The 11,969-nt window shown below is 50.8% G+C and carries 9 protein-coding genes and 2 pseudogenes; all 11 read left to right on the top strand.

Annotated features, from left to right (window positions below; genetic code table 11):
• The coding region (locus B3Z75_RS08745; protein ID WP_294070327.1) for an ecotin family protein at positions 1-228 on the top strand (228 nt) is incomplete at its 5' end.
• 202 nt (positions 229-430) lie between these two features.
• Positions 431-3,520 carry a fibronectin type III domain-containing protein gene (locus tag B3Z75_RS08740; protein WP_294070324.1) on the top strand — a complete coding sequence of 1,030 codons (3,090 nt, stop codon included), beginning with the start codon at positions 431-433 and terminating at the stop codon, positions 3,518-3,520.
• Positions 3,521-3,599: 79 nt separating this feature from the next.
• Positions 3,600-5,054, top strand: a complete 1,455-nt coding sequence (locus B3Z75_RS08735; RefSeq protein WP_294070321.1) for a glycosyltransferase family 2 protein — start codon at positions 3,600-3,602, stop codon at positions 5,052-5,054.
• The gene (locus B3Z75_RS08730; protein ID WP_294070619.1) at positions 5,051-6,364 is read left to right on the top strand and encodes a SpoIID/LytB domain-containing protein; all 1,314 of its coding nucleotides are present in this window, start codon (positions 5,051-5,053) and stop codon (positions 6,362-6,364) included. Before B3Z75_RS08735 ends, B3Z75_RS08730 begins: the two co-directional genes overlap by 4 nt.
• Before the next feature lie 48 nt (positions 6,365-6,412).
• Entirely contained in the window at positions 6,413-7,717 is a 1,305-nt protein-coding gene (locus tag B3Z75_RS08725; RefSeq protein ID WP_294070318.1) for an AmpG family muropeptide MFS transporter, read from the top strand.
• A 146-nt stretch (positions 7,718-7,863) separates the two neighbouring features.
• Positions 7,864-7,989, top strand: a pseudogene (locus B3Z75_RS14220) (DUF1343 domain-containing protein); the annotation flags it as partial.
• Positions 7,990-8,060: 71 nt separating this feature from the next.
• Positions 8,061-9,233: an acyltransferase family protein gene (locus B3Z75_RS08720; protein WP_294070315.1), complete on the top strand. Its 1,173-nt coding sequence runs from the start codon at positions 8,061-8,063 to the stop codon at positions 9,231-9,233.
• A gap of 41 nt (positions 9,234-9,274) precedes the next feature.
• On the top strand, positions 9,275-10,168 hold the full coding sequence (locus B3Z75_RS08715; RefSeq protein WP_294070312.1) for an ATPase: 894 nt from the start codon (positions 9,275-9,277) through the stop codon (positions 10,166-10,168).
• A gap of 31 nt (positions 10,169-10,199) precedes the next feature.
• Positions 10,200-11,018, top strand: coding sequence for an N-acetylmuramic acid 6-phosphate etherase (murQ, locus tag B3Z75_RS08710; protein ID WP_294070309.1), 819 nt, complete (start codon positions 10,200-10,202; stop codon positions 11,016-11,018).
• Positions 10,993-11,370 (top strand): hypothetical protein, encoded by a 378-nt coding sequence (locus B3Z75_RS08705; protein WP_294070306.1) that lies wholly within the window; start codon positions 10,993-10,995, stop codon positions 11,368-11,370. Before murQ ends, B3Z75_RS08705 begins: the two co-directional genes overlap by 26 nt.
• A gap of 168 nt (positions 11,371-11,538) precedes the next feature.
• Positions 11,539-11,969: pseudogene (locus tag B3Z75_RS08700) on the top strand (peptidoglycan bridge formation protein FemAB); the annotation flags it as partial.

The following is an 11,969-nucleotide window of genomic DNA, read 5'->3' as shown; positions in this document are numbered from 1 at the left end:
GTAACTTTCGGAGATGCCGGAGATATGAATTTTTCTCCCCGCATGTTTATGATTTTTGATTCGGACGGTGAAATTGCGTCTACGAGGATGGGTTGCCCAGACAGGGAACTGACCGGGAAATTTATTTACGGGGAAACAAGAAGGGTGCCGTATACAACAGATCCCCTGGTTATTTTTATTCCTAAAGGATTTGAACTTCGCTACCGGATTTGGGAAAGTGTCACATAGGCTGTTCCCTTTTCCTGCGAACGGATGGTTCCTGTGGCTGTTTTGTCTGGCGTAACGACGACTTCTGGCTCTGTCTCCCTTACCGGATAGTGTATCGGATTTCAATCTTTTACTGGACTAAAATAGGGTGTAGCCATATTGAAATTCTGGTAAGTTTCGCTAACTTTACCGCAATAATCACTCAGTAAAAGTAACCAGGTTGATGCGTACTTATCTTCATAATCTCATCCGGGAAAAACGCAAAGGATTTAATGCAGTAAAAGCCCCATGTGTCGTGTTGCTCCTGCTGCTCTCTTTTCACCTTTCATCACAAACCCAAAGAGATGACTCTCTTAAACAACAAGTTAGCAGATCACTCACTCAAATTTACCGGAAGACGCTGCTCCGTCCGGGAACTGTGAAGGTGGACAGCATCGCGCTGCACGAAAGAAAGAAAAGCATTGAGCTGTACACCAACCTCGCGCTCTCCTACCTTCCCATGCGAAAGGATCTCGTTCATCTTATCCACGACAGCATCCGTTACTATCTTCCACAGGCACAGAAAAAATACCGCATCAGCGTCTTCTCCGACCAGCAGGAGATCAATCACCTGATACCCAACTATTACCGTAACAAACAGATCGATAAAAACCGTTTGATGGCCCATCGGGTGAAAACGCCGCTCATCACGCGACTCTCCGATCCATCGAAAAACGACACCAAAGGTCTGCAAAACAATCATATTGCCCTCTGGCAGAGCCATGGATGGTATTACGAGCAGAAGCTGGGACGGTGGGAATGGCAGCGGGCACGCATTTTTCAGACGGTGGAGGATCTCTACACGCAGAGCTATGTGCTACCCTTCCTGGTGCCAATGCTGGAGAATGCGGGTGCCAGTGTGCTGCTTCCGCGTGAGAGGGATTACAATAAACTGGAAATCATTATCGATAACAACAACGGTAACAGGGGAATATCAACCTACAGCGAGACGAATGGCAGCGAAGCCTGGAGAGATACAGACTCGGCCGGCTTTGCCAACCCCAAAGAGATCTACCTCGATGGCGAAAATCCCTTCCGGATGGGCACGGCACGACAAACAAGAACCGTCTCGAGAGGTGCCGAGTCTGTGGCCACCTGGAGAGCCGAAGTGCCGGAGAAAGGTGAATATGGAGTCTATGTCTCCTACCAGACGGTGAAGAACAGCAGCAACGATGCCCTCTACACCGTGTTTCATGCCGGGGGGAAAACCGATTTTCTGGTGAACCAGCAGATGGGTGGGGGCACCTGGATCTACCTCGGCAGTTTCCTTTTCGACACAGGGAGCGACCACAGGATCACCCTCTCCAACAAAAGCAGGCGTTCCGGAAAGATTGTAACGGCCGATGCCGTAAAGATCGGTGGCGGGATGGGAAACATCGCCCGGATGCCCCACTCCGGAGGATTCGACAAGGAGAACACCAAAAGTTCCGACAGCCTGACCTGCAAAGAGACGCTGGTGTCGAAAATAAAATACACCCCTGAAACAAGCGGCTACCCACGATATGCGGAGGGTGCCCGCTATTGGATGCAGTGGGCAGGGGTGCCCGACTCGATCTACAACCGGAGCGAGGGGAAGAATGATTACACGGACGACTATGCCAGCCGCGGTGTATGGGTCAACTGGCTGGCCGGAGGATCAGCCGTACTACCCAAGGCCGAAGGACTCCACATCCCCCTGGACCTGGCCTTTGCTTTCCATACCGATGCTGGTACTCTCCGGGGCGACACCATCGTCGGCACACTGGGCATCTACATGACGCATCACAACAACGAACAGTTCGAAAACGGCCGTTCACGATGGGCGTCACGCGACCTGACGGAGCTAATCATGGAGGAGGTCGTAAACGATATCCGTCGTGACTTCGAACCGAACTGGACACGCCGTCATCTCTGGAATCGCTCCTATGCGGAAGCACGCATACCCAACGTGCCGACCATGCTGCTGGAACTGCTTTCCCACCAAAACTTCGCCGACATGCGCTACGGGCTTGATCCCACCTTTCGCTTTACCGTTGGCCGCTCTATCTACAAGGGAATGTTGAAATTTCTCGCCACCCAATATAACCGCCCCTATGTGGTACAGCCATTGCCGGTGAAAGACTTCACCGCACGCTTCACCGGTGAGACGGAAGCGCTGCTCACGTGGCAGCCGGCGCCCGATCCCTCGGAACCCTCTGCAGCTCCCGCACAATATATTGTATATACCCGCCTCAATGGCGGCGGCTTTGATAACGGCACGCTGGTAAACAATAACAACTACAGCATAAAAATCCGGAAGGATCATATCTACAGTTTCAGGGTGGTGGCCGTGAACGAGGGAGGTAAAAGCTTCCCGTCGGAGACACTTTCGCTCTGCCGAAAGCCAGATCAAAAGGGAGAGGCGCTGATCGTAAACGGCTTCACCCGTGTCTCGGCACCGCACAGCTTCACCGCTTCGGAGGACAGCATCGCCGGTTTCGCGGGAAACGTGGACAACGGCGTTCCCTATATCGCTGATTATCATTTTACCGGACAACAGCATGAGTTCCGGCGTGTCATCCCCTGGATGGACGATGACGCTCCGGGTTTCGGCGACAGCAATGCCGACTATGAAACAAGCCGGATTGCAGGCAACAGCTTCGATTATCCCTTTGTGCACGGGCAAGCTTTCTCTGAGGCGGGATACTCTTTCGTCTCCTGTGCCGCATCGGCCGTGGAGAACGGAACGGTTGACCTGTCCGATTATCAGACGGTCGACTGGATCCTCGGCAAACAACGGGAATGGAAAGTGGCCCGCGGAGCAAAGCCACCCAGATTTAAAACTTTCTCTCCCATACAGCAGCAAGCCATCACCCGTTTTTGTAGCGGAGGCGGCAACATCATCGTCAGTGGTGCGTTTGTCGGTACCGACCTGTGGGACAACCCATACGCAATAAAAGAGGACCGGGAGTGGGCACAAAACACCCTCAAATACAAATGGCGCAACAACAACGGTGCAGTGACCGGACATGTCAAGGCCGTACCCTCACCCTTCACCTCCCTCACGGGACATTACCGATACTACCATAAGCTGAACAGCGAGAGCTACGTGGTGGAACACCCTGACGCCATCGAACCGGCAGACAATAATGTATTCACCGTGTTTCGCTACGCGGAGAACAACCTGAGTGCAGGCATCCTCTATCAGGGTGAAAAGTATAACAGCTGCATCCTGGGTTTTCCGATAGAAGCCATCAAAGGCCAGGAGAACCGGAACAGACTGCTGAAAAATATTTTGGAGGCATTCGAAGATTAACAAACTCGATGATTAAAGAATTCGACAATTTGACAATTAATAAATCGGCAAATCATCAAATCAGTGAATCAACTATCATATGAAAAAAATAAACGCATTTATCCTCTTCTCAGAACCTGAACAGGCAAAGAAAACGGTGGAAGAACTCAGACAATCGGAGTCGATAGACAAGATCTATTTGCTTACGCCCGACAATAGCAAGGAAACAATCAAGGGGTGTGGCAATATCACCATCGACACGCTCCACAGCAGTGCCACGATAAAAAAGATCGCGCAGAAATCGAATACCGACTACACGCTCATCTATCAGAAGTCCACCGTGCTGAGACCCGGTTACTTCGCACTTGAACGAATGACCCGTATCGCGGAAGATACGCAGGCCGGAATGGTCTATGCCGACTACTACGCCATCAGCAACGGGGATAAGACAAACCATCCGGTGATCGACTACCAGGAGGGCAGTCTGCGCGACGACTTCAACTTCGGCTCACTGCTCCTCTACAATGCGAAGGCACTGAAGAAAGCGGTCAGGAGAATGAAAAGCGAAAACTACACGTTTGCCGGCCTCTACGACCTCAGGCTCAAGGTGTCGCAGAAGAACCCACTCGTGCATGTCAACGAGTACCTCTACACCGAGATAGAAGAGGATACACGTGCATCGGGAGAAAAAATATTCGATTATGTCGACCCCAAAAATCGACAGGCCCAGTTAGAGATGGAACAGGCCTGCACGCAGCACCTGAAAGATGTGGGCGCTTACCTGGAACCCAAATTCGGGAACATTGAACTTAACAAAGGTATCTTTCCGGTAGAGGCATCGGTCATCATCCCGGTGCGCAACCGCATCAGAACTGTCCGTGACGCCATCTCCTCGGTGCTGAGACAAAAAACCGGTTTTTCTTTTAACCTGATCGTCGTAGACAATCACTCCACAGACGGCACCACGGAAGCCATCGCGGAGTTCAATAATGACAAACGACTGATACACATCGTCCCGGAGAGAGACGACCTGGGCATCGGTGGGTGCTGGAACATGGGCGTACACCACGGACAATGCGGCAAGTTTGCCGTGCAACTCGACAGCGATGATGTATACAGCGGGGATGACACGCTGCAAAAGATTGTCGATGCCTTTTACGAACAGCAGTGTGCCATGGTGGTGGGGACCTATCAGATGACCAACTTCAACATGGAGATGATCCCTCCCGGCATCATCGACCACCGGGAGTGGACACCCGAAAATGGACGGAACAACGCATTGCGCATCAACGGGCTCGGTGCTCCGCGGGCTTTCTATACGCCGGTACTGCGGGAGATCAAGGTGCCCAACACCAGCTACGGCGAAGATTATGCCCTGGGACTGAACATCTCCCGTCGTTATCGGATCGGACGGATCTACGACGTGCTCTACCTTTGCCGCCGCTGGGAAGATAACAGCGACGCCTCACTCGACGTTGCGAAGATGAATGCTCACAACCTCTATAAAGACAGGATCAGGACATGGGAACTACAGGCCAGAAAGAGACGCAGATGAACGAACCGCTCATCCATGTGGGAATCATCCTGGAGCAGGCTAAAATCCGTTTCACCCTGCTCTCCACATATAAACTGAAGGAAAAGCCGTTTCCCCCGGGCGATTATTCATTGGACATATCCGGCGGAAAAATAGTTTTTGAAGGGAAAATATACGAAGAAATCACCTTCGAACCGGATCAGATTCACGACGATTCCTTCGAACTAAAAGAGGTGGTGATAGGTGTCGACTTTCATTGGCAACGTAAAGAAAATCAACGCTTTCAGGGAGGATTGAAGTTTATTGTTGAAAAGAACGGCATCACTGCCATCAACACCGTCTCCCTGGAGGATTACCTCAAGAGCGTCATCTCTTCCGAGATGAACGCCACCAGCTCCGAAGAGTTGCTGAAGGCACACGCCGTCATCTCCCGTAGCTGGCTGCTGGCACAGATAAAGAAAAACAAGGATGTTAAGGTCGACTACCGGACCTCGTTTGTCACTTCCACCGAGATCATCCGCTGGTATGACCGGGAGGATCACGACCGGTTCGATGTCTGTGCCGATGACCACTGCCAGCGTTACCAGGGCATCACCCGGCAAACGACCGCACTGGTGAATAAAGTAATCGACGAGACACGCGGTCGGGTGATTACCTACAACGACGCCATCTGCGATGCCCGCTTCTCAAAATGCTGCGGCGGCGTAACGGAGGCCTTCGAAAATGTGTGGGAACCCACCGTGCATCCCTACCTGCAGGGAAAAGCTGATTTTACCGGTAATTCTCCCCTACCCGATCTTACCCTCGAAGAGCATGCCGAAGCATGGATTCGCTCAATACCTCCCGCCTTCTGCAACACACAGGATGCTGCTGTACTCAGGCAAGTACTAAACGACTACGACCAGGAGACGGCCGACTTCTATCGGTGGAAAGTGGTCTACTCGCAGGAGGAACTCAGCCGGCTGATCAGGGAACGCTCCGGCATCGACTACGGTGAAATTATCGACCTGCAACCCCTAGAGCGGGGTGCCTCAGGACGCATCCTCCGGATCAGGATCATCGGGACAAAACGCGTGATGATCATCGGCAAGGAATTGGAAATACGGCGTACCCTCTCCTCCTCACATCTCTACAGTTCCGCCTTCGTAGTGGATGCTGAAGAGGAAAACGATGAGGGGATCCCGCAAAAATTTACACTCACAGGTGCAGGCTGGGGTCACGGAGTGGGCTTGTGCCAGATAGGCGCTGCCATGATGGCGGAGCAGGGATATACCTGTGATCAGATTTTAGCACACTACTTTCCTCAAACCAAAACAGTTGTTCATTATTGAAAGCGACAACAAAAAGGAGATGAGTACAAAACAAACAAGAGAATAAGTATGAACAAGCAACAGAAAGTCACATTCCGCAATCCCTGGACATGGATACCCACGCTCTATTTCGCGGAAGGATTACCCTACGTGGCCGTAATGACCGTTTCGGTGATCATGTACAAACGTTTTGGGCTCTCCAATACGGAAATAGCTCTGTATACAAGCTGGTTGTATCTACCCTGGGTAATCAAACCTTTCTGGAGCCCTTTTGTGGATATCCTGAAAACAAAACGATGGTGGATCGTCTCCATGCAGCTGCTGATTGGTGCCGGACTGGCGGGGGTAGCCTTTACTCTTCCCTCGCCGTTCTACCTGCAGGCCTCGCTTGCTTTCTTCTGGCTCATGGCTTTCAGTTCGGCCACACACGACATAGCTGCCGACGGCTTTTACATGCTCGCACTGGACGACTCGCAACAGTCCTTCTTCGTGGGCATCCGCAGTACCTTCTATCGCTTTGCCTCAATCACCGGCCAGGGATTGCTGGTCGTATTGGCAGGATTCCTGGAAAAATCGACCGGCAGGATTCCTTATGCCTGGAGTCTCACCTTCTTCATCCTGGCAGGTCTATTCCTGGCATTTTTTGTGTACCATCGTTTTGTCTTGCCCTACCCACATGCTGATACCGGAAAGTCAGCCCGTACACCCCGGGAGGTAGTGACAGAATTTGGAAATACCTTTAAATCTTTTTTCACAAAAAAGGGGATAAGGCTGGCCATTGCTTTCATGTTATTATACAGGCTGTCCGAAGCGATGCTCGTTAAGATGGCATCGCCCTTTTTGCTTGACAGCCGCGAAGTGGGTGGATTGGGGCTAAGCACTTCCGAAGTGGGCATCACCTATGGCACGGTGGGTGTGATTGCCCTCACCCTGGGCGGAATCATCGGCGGAATTGTGGCTTCGCGTCAGGGCCTTAAGTATTGGCTCTGGCCCATGGCACTGGCCATTACCCTCCCTCATGCGGCATACCTCTACCTTGCATTTTATCAGCCCGAAAACATTTTCTGGGTGAATGCGGCCGTAGCTGTGGAACAGCTAGGGTACGGCTTCGGGTTTACCGCCTATATGCTATACCTGATTTATTTTTCTCAGGGTGATCACAAAACAGCCCACTATTCCATCTGCACGGGATTCATGGCTTTGGGAATGATGCTACCCGGCATGGCTGCCGGATGGATCCAGGAACAGCTGGGATACCAGCATTTCTTCATCCTGATCATGCTCCTCACGATTCCCACACTGGTGCTGATCCCCTTTATGAAGGTAGACCCCGGCTTTGGCAGATCTAAAAAAGGAGAGCCGGACGCAGCTTAAACGAGCGAATCATATTTATTATTTAACAGGATTAAAGTCTGGATTATGAAAACTAACATACCAAGGTCCCCCAAACCAGGGTTGTTTTTCGTCGTGATACTCTGTGCGCTGATGTTCCACACGACGGCTGTTGCCCAGAAAATCAAGGTGAAAATCAGATCAGACTCGCGTTCAGCCTAAATCACCGCTTCGAAGAGATCCGCACCTACTGGACCAAAGACGAGGAGCCATTCAGAAAATTGAGCAAGAAGTATTATCTTTACCGCCGATAAGCTTGCGTTTTTTGACTATCCCTGTGAAAGATCCGTATCTGTCGTAAACATACAAATATTAATTTTCTTCTATGAATGCAACGCTTTCTGCCAAACAGGGCAACCGCCTCCTGTCGCTCGACATTCTCCGCGGCATCACCATTGCCGGCATGATCATGGTCAATAATCCCGGCTCATGGAGTTATACCTATGCACCGCTCAAACATGCTCAATGGCACGGGCTTACGCCCACCGATTTGGTATTTCCCTTCTTCATGTTTATCATGGGGGTCTCCACCTTCATGTCTCTGCGGAAATTCAACTTTAAACCCTCCAAAGCAGCCGTATGGAAAATTGTGCGGCGCACTATCCTTATCTTCGTAATTGGACTGGCACTGGGATGGTTCGGGCAGCTCACACGCGGACTTGCTTCCGGGGAACCATTCGGTGTAGCGGCATCTCATTTCGACACCCTCCGCATACTGGGTGTGCTGCAGCGACTGGCGCTGGCCTATGGCTTTTCCGCTCTAGCGTCTGTTTTGGTGAAGAGCAAACTGCTGCCGTGGGTAATTGGCATCCTGCTCCTGGGATACTACCTGATCCTTCGATTCGGGAAAGGATTTGAGATGTCGGAAGAAAATATCATCGCAGTGGTGGACAAGGCATTTTTGGGACCCACCCACATGTATAGGGACACCACACCGGAAGGAGTACGCATCGCATTCGATCCCGAAGGGTTGCTCAGCACCCTCCCTTCCATTGCCCATGTACTGATCGGATTTCTATCTGGTAAACTGATCGTCGAAAACAAAGACAACCACACCCGGGTGGAGAAATTGCTGATATGGGGTACCCTACTGGCATTCTCGGGGTTACTCCTGCAATACGGATGTCCCATCAACAAGAAGATATGGAGCCCCACCTTCGTACTTGCCACCACCGGTTTTGCCGCACAACTGCTGGGACTGCTGATCTGGATCATCGATATCCATCAGAAAGAACGATGGTGCCGCTTTTTTCACGCCTTCGGGGTGAATCCGCTCATTGTATATGTTTTTGCCGGTGTGATGGCCAATCTGGTTTCCAACATCCGGATTAACTGGCAGGGAGAGGCAATTTCCATCAAAGGGTTTACTTACGAAGTGTTGCTGCACCCCTGGGCAGGAGATTATTTCGGATCGCTGCTTTACGCATTGCTGTTCGTCACGTTCTGCTGGCTCTTTGGATATATTCTCTACAAAAAAAATATTTATATCAAACTATAAATGGCGAAGAGCGGTTTATCACACCAAAACAATCAAACAGCATGAATTATTCACAATCGGGGAAGAATATCCTGATCGCCGACAGCGGTGCCACCAAGACCGACTGGTGCCTGACACACGGAGGTCAGATCGTGCAGCAATTTTCGACAAAAGGATTCAGCCCGGTATATCAGTCCGAAGAGGAAATTGCAGAGGAGGTCAGGTTGCACGTCTATCCCCTGCTGAAAGAAAAAAAAGTTCGATCGATCCATTTCTATGGTACGGGCTGCATCCCGGAAAAAATCCCCCTCGTGAAAAATGCCCTATCCCAATCGTTTCCCGCCGAAACAATCTGTGTGTATAGCGACCTTATTGCGGCCGCGCACAGTCTCTGCGGACACGAAGCGGGAATTGCCTGCATCCTCGGTACCGGCAGCAATTCCTGCGAATGGAACGGAAAAGAAATTGTAAAGCAGATTTCCCCGCTCGGATTTATACTTGGTGACGAGGGAAGCGGCGCCTCACTGGGCAAGCAGCTGGTGAGTGATGCATTGAAGAACCAGCTTCCGGAAGGGTTGAAAGATGCTTTTCTGAATGAATACGGGCTTACAACAGCCTCAATCATCGACAAGGTATACCGTCAACCCTTTCCCAGCCGTTTTCTGGCAGGGCTCGCACCCTTCCTGATGAAGCACCTCGATGTTCCACACATTCGACGTATTGTTACCCGGAGTTTTTCTGATTTCTTCGATAGAAACGTCATGCAGTACAATTATCAAAAAAATAAGGTTAATTTTGTAGGATCAATCGCCTGGCATTACGCCGACCTGTTGAAGGAAGTGGCACATCAAAAAAATATCGGGATCGGAGAAATTGCACAATCTCCCATGCCAGGACTGATTCGTTTTTATCAACCGGCAAAGGCCGGGAGTGAGCCACCTGAAGTAACTCACTGATCATCTGACACTAAACATTGAGACCCACCATATGACATTCGTAAAAATTACAGAACAACCTTCGCACTACAACGATCTGGAAAAAAAATCGGTTCTGGAACTGTTGACAGAGATAAATGCCGAAGACCAGAAGGTGGCGATCGCCGTTCAAAAGGCCATTCCTGAGATAGAGAGGCTGGTCACCGGTACCGTCGAACGCATGCGTCGCGGGGGACGTCTTTTTTACCTGGGTGCAGGAACCAGCGGCAGGCTCGGGGTACTTGATGCCTCCGAGATACCTCCCACCTTCGGCATGCCCAACAGCTATGTAATCGGGCTGATCGCCGGAGGGGACAATGCCCTGCGTAATCCGGTGGAAGCAGCGGAAGATAATATGGAAAAGGGCTGGGAGGACCTGATGGAACATAAAATCAACGAAGACGATGTTTTGGTGGGAATTGCCGCATCGGGCACCACCCCTTACGTCATCGGAGCATTGCGTCGCGCACGTGAGAAGGGCATCCTCACTGCCGCAATCAGCTGCAACCCGGACTCTCCCGTGGCAGCAGAAGCAGAGATCAAAATTGAACCGATCGTAGGCCCGGAATACGTCACCGGTAGCACGCGCATGAAATCAGGGACAGCGCAAAAACTGGTGCTGAACATGATCACAACCAGCACCATGATCAAACTGGGCAGGGTAAAAGGCAACCGCATGGTGAACATGCAACTCACCAACCAGAAACTGGTGGACAGGGGTACACGCATGATTGTGGACGAGCTCTCGCTCAATTATGAACAGGCTAAGAACCTGCTGATGATTCACGGATCGGTGAAAAAAGCCATTGACAGCTACAGAAACGGACAATAAATCATTCGAAATGGCCATCATCATCCATACAGATCAACCGGATTTGCTGCTCGACAGAATTTACGAATTGATCGACAGCAAGAAAGCAGACAAGTGGGTACGCACTGACGACGGGCGCATCACCTATGGCTCCCTGTTGTGGAAGAACGAAGCTTTTTTTAAACCCCAGATATGGGTAGATGAAAATCAATTGCGTTTCGGCCTGTTAAAAAGAAAAGACAGAAAACATATTACCTCCCGGCTCTATACTGCATTTCATAGCAAAATGATAGAAATGCTTCTGAATCACTTCGACCGGGATTTCCGCAGCGTTACCGCCACTGCGGCAAAAGCCGAACCCGATGTTTTCTGATCCCGGATAAAAACACAAGGCATGCCGGGCTTTCCATTCCTGCCGGAAGCATTGGAAATTGATTTTTTTTGACTACCTTCGCAGGTTTAAAATGCAGAAGGTAGGCTTACTAGCACTCGTTCCAACGATTTTTAGCGTTTACCTTTTGCTCGTTTCCCTGATAAAAGTATGCTAACGAATATTCGTCCCAAGGACACCGATGAACTTTACGCCACACCCATTTTACAACAAACGGCTTTCTGGTCGGCCGTGAAATCTTCTCTCGGTGCAAACACCATTGCCATCAACTTCACCTCGAGGAAGTCGGATCTCCTCCTCGCCACCAGTAACCAGCCAGCAATCATCTCCGACGTGCTGATCATACTGCAGCAAATAGACCGATATCACACTGTGGCCTATGTCCCTTACGGTCCCGAGCTGGAGCCTGCCGACGAGCTACAGGGGATGTTTCTGGAAGAGCTTTCAGAATCCCTACGCTCCTACCTGCCGAAAAGCTGCATTCTCATTCGGTACGATCTCTGCTGGGAATCCTACTGGGCCAAAGAGAAAGATAATTATGACGAAAATGGCGTTTGGAGAGGGGAACCTGATAGTCCAAC

Origin of the sequence: Proteiniphilum sp. UBA1028, assembly GCF_002316955.1 — a bacterium.
Classification (GTDB): Bacteria; Bacteroidota; Bacteroidia; order Bacteroidales; family Dysgonomonadaceae; genus Proteiniphilum.
The sequence above is the reverse complement of the archived record's forward strand: the minus strand, read 5'-3'. Positions and strand labels throughout refer to the sequence as shown.

Coding starts and splice junctions, on each gene's coding strand:
- B3Z75_RS08740 (WP_294070324.1), top strand. CDS start 431: ATGCGTACTTATCTTCATAATCTCATCCGGGAAAAACGCAAAGGATTT.
- B3Z75_RS08735 (WP_294070321.1), top strand. CDS start 3,600: ATGAAAAAAATAAACGCATTTATCCTCTTCTCAGAACCTGAACAGGCA.
- B3Z75_RS08730 (WP_294070619.1), top strand. CDS start 5,051: ATGAACGAACCGCTCATCCATGTGGGAATCATCCTGGAGCAGGCTAAA.
- B3Z75_RS08725 (WP_294070318.1), top strand. CDS start 6,413: ATGAACAAGCAACAGAAAGTCACATTCCGCAATCCCTGGACATGGATA.
- B3Z75_RS08720 (WP_294070315.1), top strand. CDS start 8,061: ATGAATGCAACGCTTTCTGCCAAACAGGGCAACCGCCTCCTGTCGCTC.
- B3Z75_RS08715 (WP_294070312.1), top strand. CDS start 9,275: ATGAATTATTCACAATCGGGGAAGAATATCCTGATCGCCGACAGCGGT.
- murQ (WP_294070309.1), top strand. CDS start 10,200: ATGACATTCGTAAAAATTACAGAACAACCTTCGCACTACAACGATCTG.